Genomic DNA, 26,856 nt, shown 5'->3' with positions numbered 1-26,856 from the left:
GCCTACCGTGGCCATGCCGCCGCGGTCAGCAGCCCCGCGAGCGCGCTGGTCGAGGAGGACGCATGACGCACGACGACGACATCGCCACGGTGGCCGGTCTGATCAAGGACGCGAAGATCGCGATGCTCACGACGGTGGGCGCCGACGGGTCGCTGGTCAGCCGCCCGATGGGAGTGCAGGACGTGGACTTCGACGGGGACCTCTGGTTCTTCGCCGACGCCGACAGCCACAAGGTCCACGAGATCGAGGCGGGCAGCCCCGCGAACGCCGCCTTCGCCGACTCGACCGCATGGGTCTCGGTGTCCGGTCCGGCCGAGGTGGTCCGCGACGTCGCCAAGAACCGTGAGCTGTGGGGCGTGACGGCAGAGGCCTGGTTCCCCGACGGTCCCGAGACGCCCGGCCTGGTCCTCGTCGTCGTGCACGGGCAGACCGCGGAGTACTGGCACGCCAAGGGCGGCCGCCTGACGACGGCGTTCAGCCTGGTCAAGGCCAAGGTCACCGGGGAGCGCTACGACGGCGGCGAGAACGAGACCGTGCAGCTCTAGCCCGCGAGCGTCCCCAGGGCCTGCGCCAGGTCGTCGATCAGGTCGGCGGGGTCCTCGAGCCCCACGGACAGTCGCACGGTCGACTCGGCGATGCCGACGGCCGCGCGTCCGTCGGGACCGAGCTTGCGGTGCGTCGTCGTCGCCGGGTGCGTGACCAGGGACTTGGCGTCGCCGAGGTTGTTGGAGATGTCGACGATGCGCAACGCGTCCAGCACGCCGAACGTGACCTTCTTGGCGACGTCCGGGGTGGCGCCGTCCGGCACGGCGAGGTTGAACGTGACGACGGTGCCGCCCCCGGCCTGCTGCGCGAGCGCGAGCTCGTGCTGCGGGTGCGACGGCAGGTACGGGTAGCGCACGAGCGAGACGCCGGGCTGCTGCTCGATCCACGTCGCGACCTGCAGGGCCGACGCGGTCTGGTGACGCACGCGCAGCGACAGCGTCTCCAGACCCTTGAGCAGCACCCACGCGTTGAACGCGGACAGCGACGGTCCGGTGTTGCGGATGAGGGTCTGCACCGGACCGTGGATGTACTCGTCGGTGCCGAGGATCGCACCGCCGAGCACCCGCCCCTGCCCGTCGATGTGCTTGGTCGCGGAGTACACGACGACGTCGGCGCCGAGCTCCAGCGGCCGGGACAGCACGGGGGTGGCGAAGACGTTGTCGACGATGACCGTGGCGCCCGCGGCGTGCGCGAGCCGGCTGACCGCGGCGATGTCGACGAGGTCCTGCATCGGGTTGGACGGCGTCTCGAAGAAGACGACGTCGGCCGGCGTCGACAGCGCGGCCTCCCACTGGTCGAGCTCGTGCCCGTCGACGTAGTCGGTGCGCACGCCCCACTTGGCCAGGATCTCCTCGAAGATCACGACGGTGGACCCGAACAGCGCCCGAGCGGAGACGATGCGCGAGCCGGACTTCACCAGCGCGGCGATCGCGGTGAACACCGCGGACATGCCCGAGGCGGTGGCGAAGGCCGCCTCCGCGCCCTCGAGCAGGCGCAGGCGCTCCTCGAACGTGGACACGGTGGGGTTGCCATAGCGGGAGTACAGGAACCGGTCGGCGTCACCGGCGAACGCGGCCTCGGCCTCGGCGGCGCTGGTGTAGACGAAGCCCTGCGTGAGGAACAGCGCCTCGGAGGTCTCCTGGAACTGGCTGCGGACCAGTCCACCGCGCACCGCGAGGGTGTCGGGGCGCAGGTCGGTGCCGGGGGTGCGCCGGTCGTCCCAGTCGCTCGGGCCGGGGACGCGCGCGGCGCTCACGCCTGCCGCCACGGGAGACCGGCGGCACGCCAGCCGGAGTGCCCGCGGTGGCCGTCGGGGCCGACGTCACCCTCGAAGCCCTCGAGCACGTTGTAGGCCGGGCCGAGGCCTGCAGCGGTCGCTGCCTGCGCGGCGGCGACCGAGCGGACGCCGGAGCGGCAGAGGAAGACCACGGGCCGGCCGGCCGCGACGCCCGCCTCGGCGAGCTGCTTGAGGAACTGCGGGTTCGGGCGTCCCGACGGGTAGGACACCCACTCGACCAGGGCGGCGCGCCCGTCGATGGGTGCGGAGTCGGGGATGCCGACGTAGCGCCACTCTGCGTCGGTCCGGACGTCGACGAGCACGGCGCTCTGGTCGGACGTCAGGAGGTCCCAGGCCTGCTGGGGTGTCAGGTCGCCGGCGTAGCTCATACGGGCCTCGTCTCGTGGGTGGTGGCGGAGGGCAGGACCACGGCCTGCGCGACGATGACGTGCTCGCCGTCGAACGTCGCGGCCGGGCTGCCGTACAGGACGTAGCCCTCGTCCAGCGCAGCAGTCACGCGGTCGCAGAACGCGGCATCGTCCGGGCCGGTCAGCAGCCGGTAGCGCCGGGGCTCCGGGGGTACAGAAGTCATGTCGCCTCCATCGGTCCTGGCGGTAGCACCCTCGGCCGGGCACAGGTGCCCGCGGGTTGCTGCGGCGTCGTCGAGCCAGATCTCTCAGCCGCTCTGGATGGTGGCCGTGATGCTACGCGCGGCGGCACCCACCCTCCAAGTGGTGGACAACTCGTCCCGCCAGGCGAGACGGTTCGCGTGCCGCGTTGACAGGTCCCCGGGGCTGCCGGGACCCTCGTCACAGGTCATGAGCGCCAGCGTCAAGCCCCGGCTCGCTGGCCGGCAACCCTCCTCCGCGGTGGGGTGCCCCGGGTGACGACCTGGCCGCGTCCCGACCGGGGCGCGGCAAGCGCGGGGTTCCACCACTGCCGGTGTCCCCCCGGAACGTGTCGGAGGACCATCATGACCGTCATCGCCGAGCGCCTCTCGTGTGCTCCCGTCGACGAGGTGAGCGCCCTGCTCCCGGTCGTCGGCGGCACCACCACCGTCCCCCTGGTCGACGGCACGCAGCGCGTCTACGCCAACCTGGACTACGCCGCCAGCGCCCCGGCCCTGGAGGCCGTCGCCGCCCGCGTCACGGAGGTGCTGCCGCTGTACGCCTCGGTGCACCGCGGCGCGGGCTACCTGTCCCAGGTGTCGACGGCCCTCTACGAGTCGGCCCGCCAGACCGTCGCACGGTTCGTCGACGCGCGTCCCGACGACGTCGCGATCATCACGCGCAACACCACGGACTCGCTCAACCTGCTCGCGGGCGTGGTCCCCGACGGCGGCCGCGTCCTCGTGCTGGACGTCGAGCACCACGCCAACCTGCTGCCGTGGGTCCAGTCGAGCGAGCGTCACGGCAACCGGACCACCATCCTGCCGATCCAGCGCACTGTCGCCGCGACCCTCGACGCGCTGCGGTCCGAGCTCGCCCGCCAGCCGTACGCGCTGGTCACGATCACGGGCGCGTCCAACGTGACGGGGGAGGCGCTCCCGATCGACGACGTGGTCGCGCTCGCGCACGCCGAGGGTGCCCGCGTGGCCGTCGACGGGGCCCAGCTGGTCCCGCACCGTGGCTTCTCGCTCGCGGCCACGGACGCCGACTACGTCGCGTTCTCCGGTCACAAGACCTACGCGCCGTTCGGTGCGGGGGCGCTCGTCGGTCGCCGCGACTGGCTCGACACGGGCACGCCGTACCTCGCAGGGGGAGGTGCGGTGCGCGACGTGCGCGCCGACAGGACCGTCTGGCAGCCGGCGCCGGCACGCCACGAGGCCGGGTCGCCCAACGTGATCGGTGCGATCGCCCTCGCGGAGGCGTGCGACCAGCTCGCCGCGCTGCCGGCCGGTGCCCTGGCCGCCCACGAGGAGGCGCTGCGCGAGCGGCTCGTCGCCGGGCTCTCGGGCATCGACGGCGTCGAGATCGCGCGCATCTGGCCGGACTCGCAGGCACCCGTCGGCGTGCTCACCTTCACGGTGCCCGACCACGACCCGGGCCTCGTCGCGGCCTACCTCGCGGCCGAGCACGGCATCGGCGTCCGCGACGGCCGCTTCTGCGCGCACCCGCTCCTGGCGCACCTCGGCGCGTCCGGCGGTGCCATCCGCGCGTCGGTGGGCGTCGGCACGACGAGCGAGGCCGTCGACCGCCTGATCGTCGGGCTCACGCAGTACCTGTCCACGGGCCCCGCGGTCCGCTACGAGGTCGTCGACGGCTGCTGGGCGGTCGTCGAGGACACTCGCCCCCTGCTCGCCGTCCACGGCCTGGACCACCTGGCCGCCACGGCGGCAGCAGCCTGCGGCCCAGCCCTGGACGACTGACCTCCCGACCGCGGCGCACGAGACCGACGGTTCGGCGCGAAATCGAGGGTTCGCATCCCCGATCTCGTGCCGAAGCCACGTTCTCGCCGGCGGCGCCGGTGTTCGCCGTCGCGAAGGAGCCCGGCGACGGGCCGCTCCTCGGCTGATCCCGCGCGGCTGCATCCGGTGCCGCGGTTCCGGACGAAGGGGACACAGGGCGTCCTCCCGGGCGCTCGCGCGGTGCGGCGCAGGGGCGTCGGCCGCGACCCGTCGTCCGCAGGAGCCCACCATGAGGATCCGCCGCACGCTCTCCGCCCTCGTCGCCGCCGGTGTCGCCGCCGGTGCAGGACTCGCCCTCGCCCCCGCGGCCGGCGCCGCAGCACCCACCGGGACGTCCAGCCTGGCCGCCCTGCTCGCCTCCGACGGCGACACGTTCGACCGGAACTGGCGGGACTTCGACATCCTCGACCAGGCCGTCGGAGCCGTGCTCGCCGCCAAGCCGGGCAGTCCGGTCGCGGTCCTCGCGGACGGCACCGTCCCGCTCACCGCCTTCGTGCCGACCGACCGCGCGTTCCAGCTCCTGGCCAAGGACCTGACGCACCGCTGGTACGGCAGCGAGCAGGAGGTGCTCACGGCGCTCGCCGGTGCGGTGGGCATCGACGCCATCGAGCAGGTGCTGCTCTACCACGTCGTCGCGGGCGCGACGATCGACTCCGCCACGGCGCTGGCCAGCGACAACGCCGTCCTGACCACCGCGCAGGGCGGCACGTTCACCGTCGACGTGCTCTCGAAGCGCTGGGGTGTCGTGCAGCTGCGCGACCAGGACCGCAACGACCTGAACCCGTTCCTCATCCCCGGCAAGCTGGACCTGAGCGCGGGCAACGTCCAGATCGCGCACGCGATCACGTTCGTCCTGCGCCCCGCGGACCTCTGAGCACCGGAGGGTCAGGTCGTGCCAGCATCGACGGATGCTGCACGACCTGACCCTCGAGGGCCACGGCACCCGGCTGGTCCCGCTGGCCGACGAGCACGCCGAGCCGCTGTCCGCGTTCGTCGACGACCGCCTGTGGGCGGGGATGTCCTCCCCGACGCCCGACACCCCGTCGGCGATGCGCATCGAGATCCGCGCCGCCCACGAGGCCCCGGGCAGGTTGGCGTTCGCGGTCCTCGACAGCGCGACGGGGGAGGTCCGAGGGTCGACGTCGTTCTACGACTGGGACCCGCGGATCGGGCGCGTCGAGATCGGCTACACGTACTACGCCCCGCGCTGGTGGGGCACGACGAACAACCCCGCCTGCAAGCTGCTCATGCTCACGCACGCGTTCGAGACGTGGGGCTGCGCCCGCGTGGCGCTGCGGGCCGACGCGCGCAACGCCCGGTCGATCGCGGCGATCCGGCGTCTCGGCGCGGTGCCCGAGGGTGTCCTGCGCAGCCACCGCCTGGCCCCCGACGGCACCCGCGGGGACAGCGCCTACTTCTCGATCCTGACCGACGAGTGGCCCGCCGTCCGCGCGGGACTGCAGGCGCGGCTCAGCGCAGCGGGGTGACCGATCCGGTCAGGTGCGGCTTGCCGGACCGGGCGTCCCAGCCGGCGAACGTGAAGCCCTCCGACGAGCCCGCGACCCGCACGGTGACGGTCCCCGGCAGGAGCACGGGCTTCACGAACTCGACGGACCACTCGAACGCGTCCCCGCGCCCGGCGCCCACGTCGGCCAGGGCGCGCGACGCGGTGTACATGCCGTGCGCGATGGCCCGCGGGAACCCGAGCGCCTTGGCGGACAGCGCGGACAGGTGGATCGGGTTCCGGTCGCCGGAGACGGCTGCGTACCGGCGCCCGATGTCGCCGTCGAGCTTCCACCGCCCGGTGGGTGTGGGCGGCACGAAGGTGGCCGGTTCGTCGCCGGACCCGCCGAGGCGGACCCCGCGCGCGAGGTAGGTCGACACCCCGCGCCACGCGACCGACCCGTCGACGGACACCTCGGTCACCAGGTCCACCTGCGTGCCGGACCGGTGTCCCCGCAGGTCGGTGGCGGTGGCGCGGACGTCGAGGGCGTCGGTGAGCAGCACCGGGCGGTGCTGCGTCACGCGGTTGGCGACGTGGACCAGGCCGACGAGCGGCAGCGGGAAGTCGCTGCGGACCATGAGCGCGGTCGCGACGGGGAACGCCAGCACGTGCACGAACCCGGCGGGGAGCGCGTCGGACGCGGACTCCCCGAGCAGGTGCTGGTACTCGGTCAGGTGGTCCGACGACGCCCGCACGCCGCGGACGACGTACTCGACGTCGGGCAGCACCGTCGGCCCGGACCGCACGCGCCGCGCCAGGGACAGCCCGGCGCCGCGTGCGAACAGCCCGCCGAGCGCGGGGACCTTGGGCAGGACGACGGTCGTCGTCACTGGCCCACCATGTTCTGGCCGCAGACGCGCAGCACGCGTCCGACCACGCCACCGGCGGCGGGGGAGGCCAGGAACGCCACGGTCTCGGCGACGTCCACCGGCTGCCCGCCCTGCTGCAGCGAGTTGAGCCGGCGGGCCACCTGCCGCGTGACGGCGGGGATGCGTGCCGTCATCTCGGTCTCGATGAACCCGGGTGCGACCGCGTTGGCGGTCCCGCCGAACGCCTCGAGCAGCGGCGCGGTCGCCCGGACCATGCCGATGACCCCGCCCTTGGACGCCGCGTAGTTGGTCTGCCCGCGGTTGCCGGCGATGCCCGACGTCGACGCGAGCGAGACGATCCGCGGCGCGTCGGTGAAGTCGCCGGACGTCAGCAGCGCCTCGTTGATGCGCAGCTGCGAGGCGATGTTCACCGCGAGGACCGAGTCCCACTTGTCGGGGGTCATGTTGGCCAGCAGCTTGTCGCGCGTGATCCCGGCGTTGTGCACGACGATGTCGATCCGCCCGTGCCGCTGCAGCGCGTGCTCCAGGATCCGTGCCCCGGCGTCGTCGGCAGTGACGTCGAGCTGCAACGCGGTCCCACGGACGCGGTTGGCGACCGCCACCAGCTGCTCGCCCGCGGCGGGGACGTCGACCGCGACGACGGTGGCGCCGTCACGGGCGAGGGTGTCGGCGATCGAGGCGCCGATGCCCCGGGCGGCTCCGGTGACGACCGCGACGCGACCGGCCAGCGGCGCGGCCCAGTCGTCGGGCAGCGTGCCCGCGGTGGAGTCGACGGCGAGCAGCTGACCGTCGACGAACGCGGACTTGGTCGACAGGAAGAACCTCAGGGCGCCGACGACCGACGGAGCCGTGACCGGCACGCCGGCGGCCAGCATCACACCGTTGCCGGTCGACCCGCCGCGCAGCTCCTTGGCGAGCGACCGCAGCAACCCGTCGACGCCCTGACGTGCCGCTGCGACCGCGGGGGCGTCGTCGGCACGCGGGGCGCGCGAGACGGTGACGACGCGGGCGCCCTTCGGCAGCTCCTTGAGCACGGCGCCGACGGCCAGCACCGGCTCGGACAGCTGGTCGGGGTGCGTCAGCTCGGTCAGCGCGAGGACGACCGCGGAGTACCGCGTGCCGGGCGTCGCGTGCCGGTGCACGTCGAGGTCCCAGTCCGAGGACAGGAACCCGGCGAGCGCGTCGGACTCGGACCCGCGCCCGAGCACCAGCACCGCGCCTTGGAGCAGCGGCTGCCCGGGCTCGTAGCGGCGCAGGGGCGACGGCTGGGGCAGCCCGAGCTGCTTCGCGACCTTCTTGGTGAAGCCGCTGTTGACCAGGTTCAGGTAGGTGTCGCTCATGCTCAGGCCGCCTCGAGGATCGCGGTGAGGCCCAGCCCGCCGGCTGCGCACACGGACACGAGCGCGCGCACCGGGGCGTCGGAGCCCGACGCCGCCTTCCTGCGGTGCAGCTCCTTGCTGATGGTCGCGACGATCCGCCCGCCGGTCGCGGCGAACGGGTGGCCCGCGGCCAGCGACGACCCGTGCACGTTGAGCTTGGCGCGGTCGACGGTGCCGAACGCGCCGTCGAGGCCGAGGCGGGTGCGACCGAACTCCTCGGACTCCCACGCGGCCAGCGTCGTGAGCACGGTCGCCGCGAATGCCTCGTGGATCTCGATGTAGTCGAGGTCGTCCAGCGTCAGCCCGTTGCGGGCGAGCAGCCGTGGCACCGCGAACGCGGGGGCCATCAGCAGGCCGTCGTCCCCGTGCACGAAGTCGACCGCGCCGGCCTCGGCGTCGACCAGCGATGCGAGCGGCACCAGGTCGTGCGCCGCGGCCCACTCGGCGGACCCGAGCAGCACCGTCGAGGCCCCGTCGGACAGCGGCGTCGAGTTGCCGGCCGTCATCGTCGCGGGGGTGTCCAGGCCGAGCCCGAACGCCGGCTTGAGCTTGGCCAGCTTCTCCAAGGAGGAGTCGGCGCGCAGGTTGGCGTCGCGCGTCAGGCCGCGGAACGGGGTGACCAGGTCGTCGAAGAAGCCGGAGTCGTACGCCGCGGCGAGGCGCTGGTGACTGGCCAGCGCGACCTCGTCCTGGGCCGCCTGGGTGATCTCCCACTGCGCGGTGGTGAGTGCCTGGTGCTCGCCCATCGACAGGTGCGTGCGCGGCTCGCCGGTGTTCGGGGCGACGGGCGCGAGGTCCTTCGGGCGGATCTTCGCGACGGCCGCGAGCTTCTGACCGACGGTCTTGGCGCGCGAGAGGTCGAGCAGCGCGCGACGCAGCCGGTTGCTCACCGCGATGGGGGCGTCCGACGTGGAGTCGACGCCGCCGGCGATCGCGGACTCGAGCTGGCCGAGGCGGATCTTGTTGCTCAGGGAGACGACGGTCTCCAGGCCGGTCGCGCAGGCCTGCTGCACGTCGTACGCGGGGGTCTCGGCCGAGAGCGCCGACCCGAGCACGGCCTCGCGGGTGAGGTTGAAGTCCTTGCTGTGCTTGAGCACCGCACCCGCGGCGACCTCGCCGATGCGCTCGCCCTGCAGGCCGTACCGGGCGACGAGCCCGTCGATCGCGGCGGTGAGCATGTCCTGGTTGCTGGCCCGGACGTAGGGGCCGCCGGCGCGGGCGAAGGGGATCCGGTTCCCGCCGAGCACGTAGGCCCTGCGGACCTCGGGAGTGGGGGTGGTGGGGCGTGCCATGGGGCGCGTTCCTCTCGCTTCGTCGCTGAGCGGGGACCGAGCACGGAGGCTCGATGATGATGACGTGGTGTCCGAAACCCACAGTACCTGATACCTTCGGTCTCGTGAGCCCTGTCACACCGGGTCCGTCGAAGGCGACGGCCCTCACCCTTCTGAACTCCGAGGCCGGTCGTGCGCGACCGGCCCTTCCGACGCCCCCCTCGACGAGGCGCCCCGTCGACGATGCCTTCGCGGCCGACGGCCGGTCCACCCGCTGGGCCGACCACCGCGAGGCCCGCCGCGCCGAGCTGGTGCGCATCGCGCGCCGGACCGTCCACCACAAGGGCCCCGACGTGTCGATGGAGGAGATCGCGGCCGCCGCGGGCACCTCCAAGTCGATCGTCTACCGGTACTTCGCGGACAAGACCGGTCTGCAGATCGCCGTCGCCGAGGCGGTCGTGCTGCAGATCCAGGGGGCGCTCGAAGGGGTCCTGCGGATCGCGCCGACCCCCCGCGACGGCCTGCGGGCGATGGTCGCGGTGTACCTCGAGATGATCGAGTCGTCGCCGAACGTGTACGCGTTCGTGACGCGGAACGGCTCGGTGGAGTCGGGTGGACCGCTCGGGCACTTCCTGGACTCGGTCACCGCGCTGGTCGCTGCCCCGTTCGCCCGTGGGCTGACCGAGGAGCACGACGGTCGGCGCACCGCACGCAGGCCCGAGGCGTCCGAGGAGGACGACGCCGCGCTGGCCTCCCGCGTCGCCCTGGCCGAGTCCTGGGCCGCCGGCGCCGTCGGCTTCGTCCGCGGCTCCGGCGAGTGGTGGCTGGCCCACCGCGACGAGCCCGCCAGCCCCGATCGTGAAGAGCTCACCGCCCAGGTCGCCGCATGGCTCTGGGCCGGACCCGTCGGGCTCCTGGCCCGTGACCGCAACCGCACGACCCACGAGGAGTCTCGATGACCACCACCAGCGCCCGCCCCACCGTCGAGACCCCCGAGGCCGGCGACCCCCGCCTCGACGCCGACGTCACCAACGTCGACATCGCGCACCTCCAGCAGGTCCTCCTGGGCCACTACCCCGAGCTGCGCCTGGCCGCCCGCAAGCTCATGGCCGACGAGCGGTTCCACCGGATCGAGGGCCAGTCGCTGGCCGACCACCGCGAGCGCGTCATCGGCCAGCTCCGCCTGCTCGCCGCCGAGGGCGACGTGCACCGGTCGTTCCCGGAGCGGTTCGGCGGCGCCGAGGACCACGGCGGCTTCCTGGCCCGGTTCGAGGAGCTGACGCACGCGGACCCGTCGCTGCAGATCAAGTCGGGCGTGCAGTGGGGGCTGTTCGCGTCCGCGATCTACCACCTGGGCACCGAGCGCAACCACGACGAGTTCCTGGCCGACGCGCTGTCTGTCAAGGTCCCGGGCGCCTTCGCGATGACGGAGACCGGCCACGGCTCGGACGTCGCCGCCATCGGCACCACCGCCACGTACGACCCCGCGACGCAGGAGTTCGTCATCCACACGCCGTTCCGCGCGGCATGGAAGGACTACCTCGGCAACGCCGGTGTGCACGGCACGGCGGCCACCGTCTTCGCGCGACTGATCACGGCAGGCACCGACCACGGTGTGCACGCGTTCTACGTCCCGATCCGCGACGAGGACACCATGGAGTTCCTCCCGGGCGTCGGCGGTGAGGACGACGGGCTCAAGGGCGGTCTGAACGGCATCGACAACGGCCGGCTCTGGTTCGACCAGGTCCGGGTCCCGCGTACCAACCTGCTGAACCGGTACGGCGACGTCGACGAGGACGGCACGTACTCGTCGCCGATCGCGAGCCCGGGCCGTCGCTTCTTCACGATGCTCGGCACGCTGGTGCAGGGCCGCGTCTCTCTCGACGGTGCCGCGGTCACGGCCGCCCGCATCGGCCTGACCATCGCGATCACCTACGGCAACCAGCGCCGGCAGTTCAACGGGGCGTCGCCCACGGACGAGGTCGTCATCCTCGACTACGCCGAGCACCAGCGCCGCCTGCTCCCGCTGCTCGCCGAGACGTACGCCGCCGGGTTCGCGCACGAGGACCTGCTCGCCGCGTTCGACGACGTGTTCTCCGGCCGCAACGACACCCCGGAGACGCGCGAGGACCTCGAGACGCTCGCCGCGGCGCTCAAGCCGGCGTCGACCTGGCACGCGCTGAACACGCTCCAGGTCGCCCGTGAGGCGTGCGGCGGGGCCGGGTTCCTCGCCGAGAACCGGATCACAGGGCTGCGCGCCGACATGGACGTGTACGCGACGTTCGAGGGCGACAACACCGTCCTGCTGCAGCTGGTCGGCAAGCGCCTGCTCACCGACTACTCCAAGAGCTTCAAGCACCTCGACGCGACGAAGGTCGCCCGCATGGTGGCCGAGCGCGCGTCCGACGCCGCCCGCTACCGCACGCCCCTGCACCGGGCCGTGCAGACCATCGCCGACGTCGGCGACCCGCGCCGCTCGGCCGGCCAGCTGCGCGAGACGGCGACCCAGCGCGAGCTGCTGGTGGACCGCGTCGAGACGATGGTCGCGGAGATCGCGCAGGCCCTGCGTCCCGCCCAGAAGGCCGACCCGGCGACGGCGGCTGCCCTGTTCAACGCGCACCAGCACGAGCTCGTGCAGGCCGCCCGCGCGCACGCCGAGCTGGTCCAGTGGGAGTCGTTCACGGCGGCGCTGGAGCGTGTCACCGACCCCGGCACCCGCCAGATCCTCACGTGGGTACGGGACCTGTTCGGGCTCACGGTCATCGAGCGGAACCTCACCTGGTACCTGCTCAACGGCCGCCTGTCCGCTGGTCGCGCCCGCACGGTGACGTCGTACCTCGACCGGCTGCTGGCCCGCCTGCGCCCGCACGCGCAGTCGCTGGTCGACGCGTTCGGCTACGAGCAGGCGCACCTGCGCGCACCGATCGCGTCCGGCGCCGAGCAGGAGCGGCAGGACGAGGCCCGCGCCTACTACCGGTCGCAGCGTGCCTCGGGTGACGCCCCCGTCCCGGAGAAGCACAAGCGCTGACCGCGCGCACGGCATCGACGCAGGGTCATGACCCTGCGTCGATGTCCTGTGCGCACCGCCAGACAGGTTCCGGCGGCAGGTCGGCCCCCGAGGTGTGCGCGGTGACCCGGGAACCGGCGGGCACCCAGGCCTCGAGGAGCCGGCCGACGCTCTGCGTCAGACCGTCGACGCGGACGCCGTCCTCGACGTCGACGAGCGTGCCGGCTGCCCCCGCGACCCGGTTGTCGCCCCACGTCGAACCGGCGGCGAAGACGAGGTAGAGGTCCGCCTCGGTCAGGTCCGCCGAGCGGAGGTCGGCGCCGTCGAGCCACGTCTTCACCAGGAACGAGCGCGACAGGTCGGCGCCGGTGAGGTCGGCGCCCGTCAGGTCCGTCCTGATCAGCGTGCACCCGCGAAACGTGGCCCCCCGGGCGCGGACCCGGTCGAGGTGCGCCTTCTTGAGGTACGCCCCGGACAGGTCGGCCCCGGACAGGTCCGCGTCGACGAGCCAGGCGTGCCCGAGGTCCGCACCGCGGAGATCGGCCCCGGACAGGTCGGCACCCGAGAGATCGGCGCCGGACAGGTCGGCGCCCCGCAGGTCGGAACCGGGCCCGAACACGCTCATGATTGGGGCCCGACGTCGCTGCGCAGGTCCTCGACGATCGGCCCCGTCGACGGGACCCGGAACCACCACCATCCCCGGCCGGTCAGGCCGCGCACGGCGACGTCGCCCATCCGGCCCGACGGGTCCTCCATGGTGAACGACCGGTAGCGGTCGTCGACGGCGCCGACGAATGCGGCCACCTTCGCCCGGGCGGGTTCAGGCAGAACGTCGAGGCCCATCTCGACCGCGTCGCGCGGGATGGGGTCGAGGGTCCTGACATGTCACTGCCTCCGTGCCGGGAGGGGCCTGCTTCCCCTCGTCGTGGGTCAGTCTGGCGCGCTCAGGGGTTGCAGCGCTCGCGGATCATCTCGATGGCGTCGACCTCTGGTCGCCACGGCTCCAGGTTCCACGTGGCCTTGTCCGGGGCGCCGAGCTCGTGGCACTCGAGCTGCGCCTGCATGCCGGGGGTGTCGGCGTCCGGTGCCAGGGCGACGACCTGCGCCCACAGCCCTTCCTGTGCGGCCAGGCCGCGGGCGCGGGCCCACGCGCTGGGCGTGACCGCGAGCGAGCGCCCGCCCTCGGCCTCACCCCAGACGGCGCTCTCGACGGCGACCGCGGTGAACCAGAGGTCGGCGGCGGCATCGAGCCGGACGACCTCCGGACCCACCTGGGCGAGCGCGCTGCCCCACGGGTCGGTGGTCAGGCCCGCGACGAACGCCCCGGCACCGTCGCGGACGACCGCGGTGCCGTCGGTCAGGGCGGCGATAGTCAGGCCCTCGGGCGCGGCGATGAGCACACCGCTCGGGACCGTGGCGCGGGCGGACCCGTCGGGGTCGGCCGTCACCGCCAGGCCAGGGACAGAGGCGGTGAGCGTGACGGCACCGGAGGTGACCGGTGTGCCGGTCGTGCGGATCAGGGTGGGGTCCGTCGGGTCCGCGGTGGGGGTCGGGGTGGCCGACGGGGATGCGGGCGGCGGGGGCGCAGCGGGGTCGGGGCTGCAACCCACCAGCACGAGGGCGGCCATCGCTGCGACCAGGGCCGTCTGTGGTCTCACCCTCGGAAAGGTACCGGCCCGTCCACGAGCCAGACGCACTCCGACGGGGTGACGATCGTCGGCTCGGCGTCCGGACGGCTGCGCGCGACCACGGACGCATGGGCGGGGAGCCGCCACGGGCGGGTCGACGTGTTGAGCACGACGAGCGCGTCGCCGCGTCGGCCGGCGAGCACCCCGGGTCGGGTGTCCTCCCAGGTCAGGTCGTCGGACGCCCAGAGGCCCGACCGTGCGGCGAGCGCCCGGTGCAGCACCGACCAGGTCGACGTCGGGTTGGCCTCCTGGGCGTCCCGCGCATACCCGCCCCAGGTTGCGGGGATCGGCAGCCACGGGGTGCCCGTCGTGAAGCCGACGCCTGGTCCCGAGGTCCACGGCAGCGGCACGCGTGCGCCGTCGCGGTTGGGCAGCCGACCGCCGGACCGCAGCGACTGCGGGTCCTGCCACTGCTCGGGGGGCACGTCGGCGTCGGGCAGGCCCAGCTCGTCGCCCGCGTACAGGTAGAACGCGCCGGGCAGGGCGAGCAGGAACAGGTGCAGGGCCAGCGCGCGCTCGGGGCCGAGCCGCGTCGCGACGCGGGCGATGTCGTGGTTGCCGGCCACCCACGCGGGCAGGGCGCCGACCGCGCGGTGCGCGGCGAGCTGGGCGTCGACGGTCCGGCGCAGCGCCGCGGCGGACCAGGGCGTGCGCAGGATGTCGAACGCGAACGCCTGGCCCAGCTCGTCGGCGCGGGCGAACGCCGCGGTGCGCTCGGGCGGTCCCCAGGCCTCAGCCACCGCGGGCGCATCGCCCAGCACGTGCCGCCACGACCGGTAGATGTCGTGCACCTCCGACCGGTCCCAGTGGGGGTGCGCGGAGCCGCGACGCACCTCGCCGTACGCCGGGTCCTTGGCCAGCCCGCCGGCGACGTCGACGCGAAATCCGTCGACCCCGCGGTCCAGCCAGAACCGCAGGGTCGTGACGAAGTCTGCCTGCACCACCGGGTCTGCCCAGTTCAGGTCGGGCTGCTCGGGTGCGAACAGGTGCAGGTAGAAGGGACCGTCGGGCAGCGGCGACCAGGCAGAGCCGCCGAACATCGAGCGCCACCGGGTCGGCGTGGGCCGGACGTGGAACCGCGAGCGCTCAGGACCGCCGGCCTTCGCGGCGACGAACCACGGGTGCTGGTCGGACACGTGGTTCGGCACCAGGTCCATGAGCACCCGCAACCCGCGCTGGTGCGCCGCCACGAGGAGCCGGTCGAACGCTGCGAGGTCCCCGAAGAGCGGGTCGATGTCGCGGTGGTCCGCCACGTCGTACCCGTGGTCGGCCTGCGGCGAGCGGTACACGGGCGTGAGCCACACCGCGTCGACGCCCAGGCGGGCGACGGCGTCGAGCCCGGCGGTCAGTCCCGCCAGGTCACCGACGCCGTCGCCGTCCCCGTCCAGGAAGGACCGGACGTACACCTGGTAGACGACGGCGCTGCGCCACCACGACCTCACACGCGAACCAGCTCGACCAGCACGATCGACGGGTTCGGCAGGCCGAGGTCCAGGGCGGAGCCGTCCAGCGGGCGCTCCGTGACGGCCAGGCGGTCGGCGGCGCGCAGCCGTGCCCACTGCTCGTCGGTCGGCCAGTCGGCTCCGTCGGACATCGACGACCACAGGGCCGCGATGTTCGAGTGCTCGGCGTCGACCCGTGACTCCCGCACGGTCCACTCCCCGTCGGGCAGTCCGTCGAGCTCCACGTGCACCGTACGGGCCAGGGCGGCGGACCCGTCGACCTTCGACTGGTCCAGGGTGCCGTTCCACAGCGCGATGGCGACGCGGTCGTCGTCGCGCGACGCCCACACCTCGACCAGGCTGTCGGCGCCGTCACCGGTCACGGTCGCCGCGACCTCGTCGCGACCGAGCTGCTCCAGCAGCCACAGCGCCCACCACCGGGGCTTGCGCAGCTCGCCGACGGTCCGCAGGCCGAACCCGCCGTGCAGGAGCCGCGGCGGGCGGCCGAGCTCCTCGAACTGGTCGGAGACCACCCAGTAGGACAGGGCGTCGATGCGCCCGGCCGCCGAGCGCATGCCGCGGACGAGGAACGCCGCGGAGAACACGCCGTCGTTGGCGTTGCCGAAGTGCGTGGGGCTCACCCCCCACTCGGTCCACCAGATCTGCGCGTCCTGTCGGCCGTGCCGCGCGAGCGTCGGCCGCACGTCCAGGGGCGCGTTGCCGTAGGTGTGCGTCGAGACGAAGTCGACCGGTGCACCGGACGAGGCCACGTGCTCCAGGAGCCCGTCCACCCAGCCCGCCGCCGCGGTCGACGGACCGCCGACCACCAGCTGGTCGTCGACCGACCGCACGGCGTTCACGGTCACGTCGTACAGCCGCCAGAACTCGTCGCGCGTGCCGGACCAGAACACCTCGAGGTTGGGCTCGTTCCACACCTCGAACGACCACCGCGACCGGACCTCGTCGAGCCCGTAGCGCTGGACCAGGTGCCCGACCAAGTCGGTGATCAGAGCGGCCCAGCGGTCCCAGTCCTTCGGTGGGGACACGATCGCGCCGTACCCGAACACGGTCACGTCGGGGTCGGAGGCCAGGTCGCGCGGCATGTACGACAGCTCGACGACGGGCCGCAGACCCAGGGCCAGCAGCGCGTCGTACGTGGCGTCGACACCGGTGAAGTCGTGCACGGGCTCGCCGTCGATCTCGCGGTAGACACCCAGGTCGTCGCACAGGATCGCGTGCGCCCGGACCGTCGAGACGCCGAGCTCGTCGTGCGCAGCCCGCAGCGCCGACGTGAGGTCCGCGGAGATGCTCTGCCCGCCGACCGTCTCGTCGCTCAGCAGGAGGCTGAGGTGCTCCGAGCCGATCATCGGCCGCCATGGCCGGGGCAGCTCGCGGACCACGGTGCCCAGGTCCACGAGGACCTCGACCTCGGCGGGCTCGTCTGCCGGGAGCGAGGCCGCGACGACCTCGTCCCCCGCGGGACCGGTGACGTCGACGTCCGTGACCGTCGCCACCGCGTACCGGTACACGACGCCGGGCTCGCCGGTGGTGTCCGCGTACGGCCCGTGCGGGACCGCCAGGACGTCGCCACCCTGGTGGTCGAGCGGTGTGCCGTCGCGGACCACCTGGTAGCCGACCGCACCGTCGACGGGCTCCCAGTGGAGTGTCACCTGGCCGACCCCCGGCGAGGCGTACAGCCCCGCCGGCGGTGCGAGCACCGGGATCTCCCCGGCGGCCGCGGTGTCGGAGCGGCGCCCGATCCTGTTCTCCCAGTCCGTGCGTGCGTCGGTCACTTGATCACCCCCGCGCTGAACTCCTCCTGGCCGATGAGCGGTCGCAGGACCTTCTCCACCTGGCGGGTGCCGAACGAGTCGTGCAGCACCCCGCCGCCGAGCACGTTGCCCAGCGCGCCCAGGACCATGCCCTGGTCGAGCGACAGGTACCGCTTCGCCTGGGTGTTGGAGCGGACCGCGACGGAGTCGTAGAACCCGCCGTCCCCGTACGCGCCGAGCACCGTCTCGATGTTGCGGAGGTTGTCGACGGCCTCGCGCGGCGCGTACGGCAGCGCGAGGAAGGAGGCGTGCGGGGTGACGACGCCGTCACCGAACGTCGGCGTCGGGTTCGTCGCCTCGCGGCAGCCCTCGTAGCCCGCATCCACGTTCGTCTTCTCCGCGTCCGACGGGTACCCGCCCGGGTCCATGCCGATCGCGTCGACGCCGTACACGCTGTACGTGCCGAACGGGTCGCTGGCGGGGGAGAACCCCCAGTAGCCGTAGCCGGCCTCGACCAGGCCGTGCTCGATGTGCGCGCGGACGGCGAGCGGGTGGTTGACGCCCCAGCTCTTCGGGGCCCACTCGGACTCCGGCACGAACAGGTCCGGCATGAGCTCCTCGAACATGTCACCGCCCCAGCTCGGGACGATGTGCATGCCGCGGTACGTGAACGCACCCTCGAAGACCTCGAGGCCCTCGTACGTGCGGGTCACGCCGACCGGGCGCTGCTCCAGCCAGTCCCAGTCGCAGCTGGCCGGGAAGGTGCGGTTCGTCGCGAAGTAGTGCGCGGGCGGGACCTGGCCGCGCACGATGCCGATGTAGCTGGCGATCCGTGGCTCGGAGTTGGTGATGTCGTAGTGGTGGCAGGTGAACAGCACGGGCGACCCCGCGACAGTCCCGGCCTGGGTGCACTGGTTCACGGGCGGGTCCACCCAGAAGCCGCCGCGCATCATGCCGGGGCGCGTCCCGCCGAACTGGTCCGCGTCGTAGAACGCGCCGAAGTTCATCGGCTCCAGGAGGGCGTTCGCCTGGCGGCGGAGCGACGGCTCGGCGGTCGCGACGACCATGAGCGCCGCGGCCATCCACCCGTTGTCCACGGTGGACAGGAACGGGTAGACGGTCTCGCCGGTGGGGAACTGCGTGAGCTTGGCGCCCGTGGCCTCGTCGTACCAGTTGTAGAACATGCCGCTCGGCTCGTGGCGCTCCATCGTCGCGACCGTCGCGAGCGTCTGCCGCAGGCGCTCGCGGGCCTCACGCTTGCTGATCACCCCGAGCTCCTCGGCGGAGATCGTGGACCACAGGTAGGCGCCGATGTTCGTCGGCGAGGTGTAGCCCGACCGTGTGGCCGGGTCGAGCGTTGCGTCGATGTTGTCGGCGGGCAGGCCGGTGGTCTCGTCCGTCATCGCGACGAAGGAGGTCCACGTGTCGGCCGCCCAGCGGTGCAGGTCGGCACGGTCCTGCCGGGTCAGGCCGAGGTCGTCGTGGTGGTGGCCGCCGGCGGAGGCGGTCGTGGCACCGGTGAGGAGCAGGGCGGCCGCGGCCGTGGCGGCCGCGAGGGATCGAAGTCTCATCGTGGAGCCCTTCAGGACTTGAGGCCGGTGGTCGCCAGCCCCTGGACGAAGTGGCGCTGCATCGTGAGGAACACGACGAGCACGGGGATCAGGACCACGCACGAGCCTGCGAGGAGCAGCCCGTAGTTGGTCGAGTTCTGCCCGACGCTGTAGAGCGCGAGCGCGACCGGCAGCGTGTACATGTCCTCGGTGCTGGCGACCACCAGCGGCCACAGGAAGTTGTTCCAGGAGCCGAGGAAGGTGAGGATCGCGAGCGTCGCGAGCGCGGGCTTGCACAGGGGCAGGACCACGGTCGCGAAGATCCGCAGCTCGCCGGCACCGTCGACGCGCGCGGCGTCGATGAGCTCGTCGGGGATCCCCTGCATGAACTGCCGCATGAGGAACACCCCGAACGGCCCGGCCAGGAACGGCAGGATCAGCCCGAAGTACGTGTTGACCATGCCGAGGTTGCTGACCAGCACGAACAGGGGGACCAGCAGCACCATGCCCGGGATCATCAACGTGGCCAGGACCAGCCGGAACAGCCAGGTGCGGCCCCAGAAGTCGATCTTCGCGAACGCGTAGCCGAGCATCGAGCAGAACACCATGTTGCCGACCGTCACCACGACGGCGACGACGAACGAGTTGGTGAAGAACTGCGCGAAGTCGAGCCGCGTGAACAGCTCCCGGTAGTTGTCGATCGTGGGTGCCTGCGGCCACCACGTCGGCGGGTTGGACCGCAGCTCCCCGTTCGTCTTGAACGACCCGAGGAGCATCCAGATGAACGGCGTCACGACGAGGACGAGCCCGAGGCCGAGGACGACGTAGATCCACGGGCGCGGCTGCGGTTCGCCGATGTGCGACCCCGCCTGCTCGCGGGGCTTCGTGGTGGTGCTCGTGCTGGTCATCGCGCACCTCCCGCCGGCCGGAACCAGCGGCGCCGCTTGCCCGCCGCGTCGTCGCGCTCACCGAGGACCGTGAACTGCAGGACCGTGAGCAGGACGACGGCGGCGAAGAGCACGTAGCTCATCGCGGCGGCGACCCCGTAGTTGCCGAAGCCGAACGTGTTGTAGACCAGGTACGCGACCGAGAGCGTGCTGTTCAACGGTCCGCCCTGGGTCATGACGAACGGCTCCTCGAAGAGCTGCAGGAACCCGATGCCGGTGATGACGCCGGCGAACAGCATGGTCGGGCGCAGCGTCGGCAGCGTGATGTTCCGCAGCCGCTGCCAGGCGTTGGCGCCGTCGAGCGCGCCGGCCTCGTGCAGAGCCTTGGGCACCGACTGGAGCCCGGCCAGGAAGATCACCACGAGCGTGCCCAGCGAGCGCCAGACCGACATCATGATCAGCGACGGCATCGCCCACGTCGTGCTGCCCAGCCAGTCGGGTCCTTGGATGCCGAACCAGCCCAGCACCTCGTTGACCAGCCCGTTCTCGGGCTGCAGCAGGAAGCGCCAGACGACCGCCACGGCGACGATCGTCGTGACGACGGGCATGTAGTACCCGACCCGGAAGAACCCGGACAGCTTGGTGATGCCGGTGTTGAGCGCGATCGCGATGGCCAGCGCCACGAGGATCGTCAGCGGGACGCCGACGACGACGAAGTAGAGCGTGTTGAACGCGGCCTTGTGGAAGATCGGGTCGGTCAGCACGGTCGCGAAGTTCTCGAACCCCACGAAGTTGACGGCGAACGGGTTCTGCAGGTCGCGGCTCTTGATGTCGGTGACGCTCATGAAGAGCGACGAGAGCACCGGCCACGCGGTGAACACGAGGAACAGCACCACGAACGGTGCCGCCATGCCCCACGCGGCGATGCTGCGCCGACGGCGCAGGGGCGACGAGCGACGCACCCGGGGAGCAGCCTCGTCGGCTGCCCCCGGGGGTCGCACGCCCTGCCCGGAGGTCAGGGTCGTCGACATGGGGTCAGAGCCCCGTCCCGATCGACTCGGCCTGCTGCTGGATGGCCGTGGCGGCCTCCTGCGGGTCCATGCCGGTCTTGCAGACCTTCTCCAGCTCGGTGTCGATCACGTTGGCGATCTGCTCCCACGTGGGGATCGCGGGCGGTGACTGCGCGGTCGTCATCTGCTCGCCGAACACCGCGAGGCGCTCGTCGGAGGCCAGGTCGCCGGACTCCCACGCCGCCTGCACGGCGGGCAGGTCGCTGGTCTCGGCGTACCAGTCGGCCTGGACCTCGGGGTCGCTCAGCCACTGCACGAAGGCCCACGCCGCGTCGCGGTTCTCGGCGCTCTTGAACACCGCGAGGTTGCTGCCGCCGATGAACGACGCCTGCTTCTCGCCGGCGGGCAGCGGCGCGATGGTCACGCTGTCCATGAAGCCCTCGCCGCCGGTCTCGTCGAGGATCCCGATGTGCCACGGGCCGGACTGGAACGCGCCGATCTTGCCGGCGACGAAGTCGGGTTCCAGGGTGCCTTCCGGCAGCTCCTTGGGGGCGACCCCGTCGGTGAAGAACGACTGGTAGAACGTGAGGGCCTTGACGAACTCGGGGCTGTCGAACGTGAACTCGGTCTGGTCCTCGTTCATGATCTCGGCCCCTGCCTGCCAGGCGAACGGCATGAACGTCTGCCACGCCCCGGTCTCGCCCGGCTGCAGGTTGATGCCCCACTGCGCGCCCGCGGACTGCATGCCCGTCGAGGTCGCCATCAGGTCGTCCCACGTCGCGGGTGTCGGGGAGACGCCCGCCTGCTCGGCGAGCGCGGTGTCGACGTACAGCACGCGCGTCTCGACGTACCACGGCACCGCGTAGGACGTCCCGCCGACCTCGGTGGAGCCCCAGGCGCCCTCGAAGAACGTGGACTCGTCGATGAGGTCCGGCGGCGTCGGGTCCAGACCGCCGGACGTGGCGAACTCACCCATCCACGTGGTGCCGATCATCGAGACGTCGGGCACCTCGTCGGCGGCGATCGCGGTGGCGATCTTGTCGTGGGCGGCGTCCCAGGGCACGGCGGTGACCTCGACCGTCACGTCCGGGTTCTCCTCGGTGAACGCCTGCGCGAAGTCGCCGAGGGCCTCGCCCTCCGTCCCCATCGCCCAGACGGTCACGGTGCCGCTGAGCTCGCTGGTGTCGACGGCGGTGGCGCTGGCGTCCCCGGTGGCGGTCTCGTCGCCGCGACCGCAGGCGGTCAGTGCGAGCGTCGTGACGGCGAGCGCGGCGACGCTGATGCGCGCTGTTCTCCTCATGGTGGTTCCTCCTCGAACCGGACGTTCCCTCGTGGGGTCCGTCAGGGGTGCAGGCCGCAGCTGTCGCGCACCACCAGGTCGGTGGCGAGCAACTCGTGCCGCGGGGTCGTGCGGGTGGCGGTGATGCGCTCGTCGAGCACCTCGGCGGCGAGGGACCCGAGCGCACGCATCGGTTGGCGGACGGTGGTGAGGGCCGGACGGGCATGGCGTGCGGCCATGACGTCGTCCCACCCGGTGATCGCGATGTCGTGCCCCACGCGCAGGCCGGCTCCTTCGGCCGCGACGATGGCGCCCAGCGCGATCTCGTCGTTCGCGCAGACGAGGGCGTCGGGACGGCGACGCCCTTCGAGCAGGGTGGCGGCGACGCGGGTGCCCGACGCCTCGTCGAACAGGCACGGCGTCTCGGTGGGCTCGATGCCGTGCGCGCCGAGGCCCTCGCGGATGCCGAGGAACCGCTCGGCGACGTCGGGGGACTCCTCGGGGGACCCGAGGAGGGCGATGTGCCGCAGCCCGTGACCGGCGAGGTGCTCGCCGAGGGCGCGGGCGGAGGTGAGGCCGTCGGTGCGGACCGAGTCGACGTCGCCGAGCTCCGGCCGGGCCACGACGACCACCGGGAGGCCGGCCAGGCTGGCGATGACCTCGTCGGCGACCGTGCGGCCCAGGACGACCATCCCGTCGACCCGCCCGGCCAGGTCGCGGACCGCGGCGTCGGGGTCGGGACGGCCGTGGGTGGCCAGGACGAGGACGCTGCGCCCGAGACGGGACGCGGTCTCCTCGTACCCGAGGAGCACCTCGGCGTAGTACGGGCCCGACAGGTCGGGGAAGACGATCCCGTTGGCGGCGTGCGTGCGTGCGGCGAGCGAGGTTCCTGCGTGGCTGGGGCGGAAGCCGAGCTCCTCCACGGCGGCGAGCACCCGGGCCCGGGTGGCATCGGCGACGGGCGCCGACCCGTTCATGGCCCGGGAGACGGTCGCGATCCCGACGCCGGCGAGCGCGGCGACGTCGTAGATCGTCACCGTGCCCAGCTCGTTGCCTTGCGGCGTAGGAAGCGCTTTCATGTGGCGACCGTCACACCATCCCCGGAGTTGCGCAACTCGAGCGAGGCCGCGTGATCGCGGTCATCTCGCGCCGTGCTCAGTCATGCGCACCCTGTCGCCGCAGGTCAGTGCAGCGATCGCCGAGCCGGGGGATACCGCCGCAATTGCCCGGAAACTCGTGCGCGCGGACGCGGCTCCGGACCGCGTCCGGGCGCCGGTATCCTGACCTGCGTCTGCCGATGTCGGCTGTGTCGTCGGCCGCCTGGCCGACGAGCGGCCCACGGGTCTCCACCGAGGGAATCGATGACCACCGCACCTGCGCGCGCCCCCCAGACCGACACCGTCGACGTCGCCGCCGCGACTCCCGACCAGGAGCAGCCGTTCGCGGAGCTGGGCCTGAAGCCGGACGAGTACCAGCGCATCCGGGACATCCTCGGCCGCCGCCCCACGGCCGCCGAGCTCGCCATGTACTCGGTCATGTGGTCGGAGCACTGCTCGTACAAGTCGAGCAAGAACCACCTGCGCCAGTTCGGCGACAAGACCACCGATGCCATGAAGGAGCACCTGCTCGTCGGCATCGGCGAGAACGCGGGCGTCGTGGACATCGGCGACGGCTGGGCGGTCACGTTCAAGGTCGAGTCGCACAACCACCCGTCCTACGTCGAGCCGTACCAGGGCGCGGCCACGGGCGTCGGCGGGATCGTGCGCGACATCATCTCGATGGGTGCGCGCCCGGTCGCGGTCATGGACCAGCTGCGCTTCGGTGCCGTTGACCACCCCGACACCGCTCGCGTGGTGCACGGCGTCGTCGCCGGGGTCGGCGGCTACGGCAACTCCCTCGGCCTGCCCAACATCGGCGGCGAGCTCGTGTTCGACGCCTCCTACCAGGGCAACCCGCTGGTCAACGCGCTGTGCCTGGGCGTCCTGCGGCACGAGGACATCCACCTGGCCAACGCCTCGGGCGCGGGCAACAAGGTGGTCCTCTTCGGTGCGCGCACGGGCGGCGACGGCATCGGTGGCGCGTCGATCCTGGCCAGCGAGACGTTCGACGACACCAAGCCGTCCAAGCGCCCGTCGGTGCAGGTGGGCGACCCGTTCATGGAGAAGGTGCTCATCGAGTGCTGCCTCGAGCTCTACGCCGCGCGCGTGGTCGAGGGGATCCAGGACCTGGGCGCTGCCGGCATCTCGTGCGCGACCAGCGAGCTGGCCTCCAACGGCGACGGCGGCATGCACGTCGACCTGGAGAACGTGCTGCTCCGTGACCCGTCGCTGACCGCCGGCGAGATCCTCATGTCGGAGTCGCAGGAGCGGATGATGGCCGTGGTCCGGCCCGACCAGCTCGACGAGTTCCTGGCCATCACCGGCAAGTGGGACGTCGAGACGGCCGTGATCGGCGAGGTCACCGGCACCGGGCGCCTCACCATCGACCACCACGGCCTGCGCATCGTCGACGTCGACCCGAAGACGGTCGCGCACGAGGGCCCGGTCTACGACCGCCCGTACGCGCGCCCGGCGTGGCAGGACACGCTCAACGCGGACACCGTGGCGTCGCTGCGGAAGCCGTCGACCAACGCCGAGCTCCGCGCCACGGTCCTGGAGCTGCTCGCCAGCCCCAACCTCGCGTCCAAGGCGTGGGTGACCAACCAGTACGACCGCTTCGTGCAGGGCAACACCGCGCTCGCGCAGCCCGACGACTCCGGCGTGATCCGCGTCGACGAGACCACCGGTCTCGGCGTCGCGCTGGCCACCGACGCCAACGGCCGCTACGCCAAGCTCGACCCGTACACGGGCGCCCAGCTGGCCCTGGCGGAGGCGTACCGGAACGTCGCGACGACGGGCGCCCGCCCCCTGGCCGTCACCGACTGCCTCAACTTCGGCAGCCCCGAGCACCCCGACTCCATGTGGCAGCTGGTCGAGGCCATCCGCGGTCTGGCCGACGCGTGCCAGGTGCTCGAGGTCCCCGTCACCGGCGGCAACGTCTCGCTCTACAACGGCACGGGGGAGCCGGGCCTCATCGACTCCGCCATCCACCCGACCCCGGTGGTCGGCGTGCTGGGCGTGCTCGACGACGTCGCCGACGCCACGCCGTCGGGCTGGACCGCTCCCGGGCAGGCCGTCTACCTGCTGGGCACCACGCGCCCCGAGCTCGACGGGTCGGCGTGGGCCGACGTCGTGCACGGCCACCTCGGCGGGCTGCCGCCGGCCGTCGACCTGGCCGCCGAGCGCCGGCTGGCCGAGGTGCTGATCCGCGCCAGCCGCGACGAGCTCGTCGACGCCGCGCACGACCTGTCGGAGGGTGGCCTGGTCCAGGCGCTCATCGAGTCGAGCCTGCGGTTCGGCGTCGGCGTGCAGGTGTCGCTGGAGCCGATCTGCGCACGCGACGGCGTCACGCCGTTCGAGGCGCTGTTCTCGGAGTCGACCGCCCGCGTGCTCGTCGCCGTCCCGCGGTCGGAGGAGGTCCGCCTGGTCGACCTCTGCACCGCGCGCGGTGTGCCGGCGCTGCGCCTGGGCGAGACCGCGGAGTCGTGCTCGCCGGGTGCCGGCACCCCGACCGACGCCGCCGACCACGTGCACGGCCCTGCGGTCGAGGTGCAGGGCCTGTTCACCCTGCCCCTGGCGGAGGCGCGCGAGGCCCACGAGGCGACGCTCCCGCACTACTTCGGCTGACCCGCGCACGACGAACCCCGACAGGTGGGCCGCTCTGCGACCACCCCCTGTCGGGGACGCTGCGCTGAAACAATGAGAAACCGGTTACCCGAATGCTTTCGCCGGGTAGGGGAGCCGAGGTCCCAGGTGGACCCTTCCGTGACGGCGCCAGCACATCGCAGTGCAGCCCGGGCGCCGCACGAGAAGAGGACCTCCCATGCGACTCACGACCCGACGACGTACGGCGACGGCGGCGTTCACCTCCGCGGCGCTCGTCGCGATGGCAGGTGTCGGCGCGCTCCTGGCGGTACCCGCGCAGGCTGCGACCGGCTGCAAGGTCGAGTACAAGGTGACCAACCAGTGGCCCAGCGGCTTCGGCGGTGACGTCGTCGTCACCAACCTCGGCGACGCGGTCTCCAGCTGGAAGCTGGGCTGGTCGTTCGGGGCCGGCCAGCAGATCACGCAGGCCTGGGGCGGCAACGCGACGCAGTCCGGCGCGGCCGTTACGATCAGCAACGCGGCCTGGAACGGCTCGCTGTCGACCGGTGCCACCGCGCAGGTCGGCTTCAACGCGTCGTGGTCGGGCAGCAACCCGGTGCCCACGACCTTCACGCTCAACGGCGTGACGTGCACGGGCGGCACGACCAACCCGACGTCGAACCCGACCACCCCGCCGCCGACGAGCAACCCCACCACGCCGCCGCCGACGAGCAACCCGACCACTCCGCCGGCTACCGGCCTGGTCGGCTGGGCGTCGCAGAACGGCGGCACCACCGGCGGCGGCTCCGGCTCGGTGACCACGGTGACCAGCGCGTCGGCGCTGTCCAGCGCGCTGTCCGGGTCGGCGCCCGTCGTGCGGGTCTCGGGCACGATCTCGTGCTCGGGCATGCTCACCGTCGCGTCGAACAAGACNGTCGGCGCTGTCCAGCGCGCTGTCCGGGTCGGCGCCCGTCGTGCGGGTCTCGGGCACGATCTCGTGCTCGGGCATGCTCACCGTCGCGTCGAACAAGACGGTGCTCGGGGCCGGCGGCGCCAAGATCGTGGGCTGCGGCCTGAACATCAAGAACGCGAAGAACGTCATCGTCCGGAACATCTCGTTCGACGACTGGGACGACGACGCGATCAACATCGAGACGTCGACCAACGTCTGGATCGACCACAACACGTTCTTCACCGGCTACGACGGCTCGGTGGACACCAAGCGYGGCTCGGACTACGTGACGATCTCCTGGAACCACTTCGACGGGCAGGACAAGAACTCCCTGGTCGGGCACTCGGACGACAACGGGTCCCAGGACCGCGGC

24 protein-coding genes, 1 pseudogene and 2 riboswitches are annotated in these 26,856 nt (G+C 72.6%); of the genes and pseudogenes, 9 read left to right on the top strand and 16 right to left on the bottom strand.

All coding sequences use genetic code 11. The annotated features are described in order from the left end of the window. Positions 1–62 precede the first annotated feature (62 nt). A complete protein-coding gene (locus tag ASD16_RS13880; RefSeq protein WP_055918553.1) occupies positions 63–545 on the top strand; it encodes a pyridoxamine 5'-phosphate oxidase family protein in 483 nt (160 codons plus the stop codon). On the opposite strand, the gene ASD16_RS13875 is transcribed toward ASD16_RS13880, so the two are convergent. The 3 genes from ASD16_RS13875 to ASD16_RS13865 are packed head-to-tail and all read right to left on the bottom strand — an operon-like array spanning position 542 to position 2,414. Continuing rightward, the gene (locus ASD16_RS13875) at positions 542–1,801 is read right to left on the bottom strand and encodes an O-succinylhomoserine sulfhydrylase (protein WP_157453948.1); all 1,260 of its coding nucleotides are present in this window, start codon (positions 1,799–1,801) and stop codon (positions 542–544) included. The genes ASD16_RS13880 and ASD16_RS13875 overlap by 4 nt on opposite strands. Continuing rightward, positions 1,798–2,211, bottom strand: coding sequence for a rhodanese-like domain-containing protein (locus ASD16_RS13870; protein WP_055918545.1), 414 nt, complete (start codon positions 2,209–2,211; stop codon positions 1,798–1,800). Before ASD16_RS13870 ends, ASD16_RS13875 begins: the two co-directional genes overlap by 4 nt. After that, on the bottom strand, positions 2,208–2,414 hold the full coding sequence (locus ASD16_RS13865) for a DUF1737 domain-containing protein (RefSeq protein WP_055918542.1): 207 nt from the start codon (positions 2,412–2,414) through the stop codon (positions 2,208–2,210). Before ASD16_RS13865 ends, ASD16_RS13870 begins: the two co-directional genes overlap by 4 nt. A 4-nt stretch (positions 2,415–2,418) precedes the next feature. Then, positions 2,419–2,518, bottom strand: a riboswitch (SAM riboswitch). Positions 2,519–2,636: 118 nt separating this feature from the next. Then, positions 2,637–2,751, top strand: a riboswitch (SAM riboswitch). A gap of 44 nt (positions 2,752–2,795) precedes the next feature. Between ASD16_RS13865 and ASD16_RS13860 the strand changes: the two genes are divergently transcribed. From ASD16_RS13860 to ASD16_RS13850, 3 genes are all read left to right on the top strand, one after another. Then, positions 2,796–4,190 (top strand): aminotransferase class V-fold PLP-dependent enzyme, encoded by a 1,395-nt coding sequence (locus ASD16_RS13860; RefSeq protein ID WP_055918539.1) that lies wholly within the window; start codon positions 2,796–2,798, stop codon positions 4,188–4,190. 268 nt (positions 4,191–4,458) lie between these two features. Next, on the top strand, positions 4,459–5,103 hold the full coding sequence (locus ASD16_RS13855; protein ID WP_055918536.1) for a fasciclin domain-containing protein: 645 nt from the start codon (positions 4,459–4,461) through the stop codon (positions 5,101–5,103). A 34-nt stretch (positions 5,104–5,137) separates the two neighbouring features. Continuing rightward, positions 5,138–5,716 (top strand): GNAT family N-acetyltransferase, encoded by a 579-nt coding sequence (locus ASD16_RS13850; protein ID WP_055918533.1) that lies wholly within the window; start codon positions 5,138–5,140, stop codon positions 5,714–5,716. Here the strand turns inward: ASD16_RS13850 and ASD16_RS13845 are convergent. Genes ASD16_RS13845 through ASD16_RS13835 form a run of 3 tightly spaced genes read right to left on the bottom strand, consistent with a single transcriptional unit; the run spans position 5,700 to position 9,234 of the window. Further along, positions 5,700–6,563, bottom strand: coding sequence for a MaoC/PaaZ C-terminal domain-containing protein (locus ASD16_RS13845; RefSeq protein ID WP_055918531.1), 864 nt, complete (start codon positions 6,561–6,563; stop codon positions 5,700–5,702). The two genes, ASD16_RS13850 and ASD16_RS13845, sit on opposite strands and share 17 nt — an antisense overlap. Continuing rightward, on the bottom strand, positions 6,560–7,903 hold the full coding sequence (locus ASD16_RS13840; protein ID WP_055918528.1) for a 3-oxoacyl-ACP reductase: 1,344 nt from the start codon (positions 7,901–7,903) through the stop codon (positions 6,560–6,562). The genes ASD16_RS13845 and ASD16_RS13840 overlap by 4 nt, the downstream gene beginning before the upstream one ends. Before the next feature lie 2 nt (positions 7,904–7,905). Further along, complete coding sequence (locus tag ASD16_RS13835; protein WP_055918525.1) at positions 7,906–9,234, bottom strand: acetyl-CoA C-acetyltransferase; 1,329 nt, start codon at positions 9,232–9,234, stop codon at positions 7,906–7,908. A 104-nt stretch (positions 9,235–9,338) separates the two neighbouring features. On the opposite strand from ASD16_RS13835, the gene ASD16_RS13830 reads away from it, so the two are divergent. Both ASD16_RS13830 and ASD16_RS13825 read left to right on the top strand, forming a co-directional pair. Next, the gene (locus ASD16_RS13830; RefSeq protein ID WP_082570881.1) at positions 9,339–10,172 is read left to right on the top strand and encodes a TetR/AcrR family transcriptional regulator; all 834 of its coding nucleotides are present in this window, start codon (positions 9,339–9,341) and stop codon (positions 10,170–10,172) included. Next, complete coding sequence (locus ASD16_RS13825) at positions 10,169–12,241, top strand: acyl-CoA dehydrogenase (protein ID WP_055918521.1); 2,073 nt, start codon at positions 10,169–10,171, stop codon at positions 12,239–12,241. The genes ASD16_RS13830 and ASD16_RS13825 overlap by 4 nt, the downstream gene beginning before the upstream one ends. 25 nt (positions 12,242–12,266) lie before the next feature. Here ASD16_RS13825 and ASD16_RS13820 read toward each other — a convergent pair whose 3' ends face one another. From ASD16_RS13820 to ASD16_RS13775, 10 genes are all read right to left on the bottom strand, one after another. Further along, a complete protein-coding gene (locus ASD16_RS13820) occupies positions 12,267–12,845 on the bottom strand; it encodes a pentapeptide repeat-containing protein (RefSeq protein WP_055918517.1) in 579 nt (192 codons plus the stop codon). After that, positions 12,842–13,063 carry a hypothetical protein gene (locus ASD16_RS13815; RefSeq protein WP_055918513.1) on the bottom strand — a complete coding sequence of 74 codons (222 nt, stop codon included), beginning with the start codon at positions 13,061–13,063 and terminating at the stop codon, positions 12,842–12,844. Before ASD16_RS13815 ends, ASD16_RS13820 begins: the two co-directional genes overlap by 4 nt. Positions 13,064–13,164: 101 nt before the next feature. Further along, positions 13,165–13,878: a DUF2599 domain-containing protein gene (locus tag ASD16_RS22055; RefSeq protein ID WP_200942958.1), complete on the bottom strand. Its 714-nt coding sequence runs from the start codon at positions 13,876–13,878 to the stop codon at positions 13,165–13,167. Next, positions 13,875–15,350 (bottom strand): alpha-amylase family glycosyl hydrolase, encoded by a 1,476-nt coding sequence (locus ASD16_RS13805; RefSeq protein WP_055918508.1) that lies wholly within the window; start codon positions 15,348–15,350, stop codon positions 13,875–13,877. Before ASD16_RS13805 ends, ASD16_RS22055 begins: the two co-directional genes overlap by 4 nt. Continuing rightward, positions 15,347–17,143 carry a xylan 1,4-beta-xylosidase gene (locus ASD16_RS13800; RefSeq protein ID WP_055918505.1) on the bottom strand — a complete coding sequence of 599 codons (1,797 nt, stop codon included), beginning with the start codon at positions 17,141–17,143 and terminating at the stop codon, positions 15,347–15,349. The genes ASD16_RS13805 and ASD16_RS13800 overlap by 4 nt, the downstream gene beginning before the upstream one ends. Next, positions 17,140–18,693 carry a glucoamylase family protein gene (locus tag ASD16_RS13795; protein WP_055918502.1) on the bottom strand — a complete coding sequence of 518 codons (1,554 nt, stop codon included), beginning with the start codon at positions 18,691–18,693 and terminating at the stop codon, positions 17,140–17,142. The genes ASD16_RS13800 and ASD16_RS13795 overlap by 4 nt, the downstream gene beginning before the upstream one ends. A gap of 11 nt (positions 18,694–18,704) precedes the next feature. After that, positions 18,705–19,580, bottom strand: coding sequence for a carbohydrate ABC transporter permease (locus ASD16_RS13790; protein ID WP_055918499.1), 876 nt, complete (start codon positions 19,578–19,580; stop codon positions 18,705–18,707). Beyond that, positions 19,577–20,590, bottom strand: a complete 1,014-nt coding sequence (locus ASD16_RS13785) for a carbohydrate ABC transporter permease (protein ID WP_055918496.1) — start codon at positions 20,588–20,590, stop codon at positions 19,577–19,579. Before ASD16_RS13785 ends, ASD16_RS13790 begins: the two co-directional genes overlap by 4 nt. A 4-nt stretch (positions 20,591–20,594) precedes the next feature. After that, entirely contained in the window at positions 20,595–21,869 is a 1,275-nt protein-coding gene (locus ASD16_RS13780) for a sugar ABC transporter substrate-binding protein (RefSeq protein ID WP_055918494.1), read from the bottom strand. A 41-nt stretch (positions 21,870–21,910) separates the two neighbouring features. Beyond that, the gene (locus tag ASD16_RS13775) at positions 21,911–22,927 is read right to left on the bottom strand and encodes a LacI family DNA-binding transcriptional regulator (RefSeq protein ID WP_055918491.1); all 1,017 of its coding nucleotides are present in this window, start codon (positions 22,925–22,927) and stop codon (positions 21,911–21,913) included. A gap of 282 nt (positions 22,928–23,209) precedes the next feature. On the opposite strand from ASD16_RS13775, the gene purL reads away from it, so the two are divergent. The 3 genes and pseudogenes from purL to ASD16_RS22460 all read left to right on the top strand — a co-directional run. Beyond that, positions 23,210–25,573, top strand: a complete 2,364-nt coding sequence (gene purL / locus ASD16_RS13770) for a phosphoribosylformylglycinamidine synthase subunit PurL (RefSeq protein WP_055918488.1) — start codon at positions 23,210–23,212, stop codon at positions 25,571–25,573. 196 nt (positions 25,574–25,769) lie between these two features. Further along, positions 25,770–26,464: pseudogene (locus ASD16_RS21480) on the top strand (cellulose binding domain-containing protein); the annotation flags it as partial. A gap of 41 nt (positions 26,465–26,505) precedes the next feature. Then, on the top strand, positions 26,506–26,856 hold a 351-nt coding region (locus ASD16_RS22460), incomplete at its 3' end, for a right-handed parallel beta-helix repeat-containing protein (RefSeq protein ID WP_369817990.1).

Source organism: Cellulomonas sp. Root485, assembly GCF_001426705.1.
In the GTDB taxonomy this organism is placed as follows: Bacteria; Actinomycetota; Actinomycetes; order Actinomycetales; family Cellulomonadaceae; genus Cellulomonas.
Note: the sequence above shows the minus strand (reverse complement) of the source record. Positions and strands in the feature narration are given on the sequence as shown.

Excerpts from the sequence above, each read along its gene's own strand:
- ASD16_RS13775 (WP_055918491.1), bottom strand. The coding sequence starts at position 22,927 with ATGAAAGCGCTTCCTACGCCGCAAGGCAACGAGCTGGGCACGGTGACG.
- ASD16_RS13850 (WP_055918533.1), top strand. The coding sequence starts at position 5,138 with ATGCTGCACGACCTGACCCTCGAGGGCCACGGCACCCGGCTGGTCCCG.
- purL (WP_055918488.1), top strand. The coding sequence starts at position 23,210 with ATGACCACCGCACCTGCGCGCGCCCCCCAGACCGACACCGTCGACGTC.
- ASD16_RS13835 (WP_055918525.1), bottom strand. The coding sequence starts at position 9,234 with ATGGCACGCCCCACCACCCCCACTCCCGAGGTCCGCAGGGCCTACGTG.
- ASD16_RS13855 (WP_055918536.1), top strand. The coding sequence starts at position 4,459 with ATGAGGATCCGCCGCACGCTCTCCGCCCTCGTCGCCGCCGGTGTCGCC.
- ASD16_RS13785 (WP_055918496.1), bottom strand. The coding sequence starts at position 20,590 with ATGTCGACGACCCTGACCTCCGGGCAGGGCGTGCGACCCCCGGGGGCA.
- ASD16_RS13790 (WP_055918499.1), bottom strand. The coding sequence starts at position 19,580 with ATGACCAGCACGAGCACCACCACGAAGCCCCGCGAGCAGGCGGGGTCG.
- ASD16_RS13820 (WP_055918517.1), bottom strand. The coding sequence starts at position 12,845 with ATGAGCGTGTTCGGGCCCGGTTCCGACCTGCGGGGCGCCGACCTGTCC.
- ASD16_RS13865 (WP_055918542.1), bottom strand. The coding sequence starts at position 2,414 with ATGACTTCTGTACCCCCGGAGCCCCGGCGCTACCGGCTGCTGACCGGC.
- ASD16_RS13780 (WP_055918494.1), bottom strand. The coding sequence starts at position 21,869 with ATGAGGAGAACAGCGCGCATCAGCGTCGCCGCGCTCGCCGTCACGACG.
- ASD16_RS13870 (WP_055918545.1), bottom strand. The coding sequence starts at position 2,211 with ATGAGCTACGCCGGCGACCTGACACCCCAGCAGGCCTGGGACCTCCTG.
- ASD16_RS13860 (WP_055918539.1), top strand. The coding sequence starts at position 2,796 with ATGACCGTCATCGCCGAGCGCCTCTCGTGTGCTCCCGTCGACGAGGTG.
- ASD16_RS13840 (WP_055918528.1), bottom strand. The coding sequence starts at position 7,903 with ATGAGCGACACCTACCTGAACCTGGTCAACAGCGGCTTCACCAAGAAG.
- ASD16_RS13825 (WP_055918521.1), top strand. The coding sequence starts at position 10,169 with ATGACCACCACCAGCGCCCGCCCCACCGTCGAGACCCCCGAGGCCGGC.
- ASD16_RS13880 (WP_055918553.1), top strand. The coding sequence starts at position 63 with ATGACGCACGACGACGACATCGCCACGGTGGCCGGTCTGATCAAGGAC.
- ASD16_RS13815 (WP_055918513.1), bottom strand. The coding sequence starts at position 13,063 with ATGGGCCTCGACGTTCTGCCTGAACCCGCCCGGGCGAAGGTGGCCGCA.
- ASD16_RS13795 (WP_055918502.1), bottom strand. The coding sequence starts at position 18,693 with ATGAGACTTCGATCCCTCGCGGCCGCCACGGCCGCGGCCGCCCTGCTC.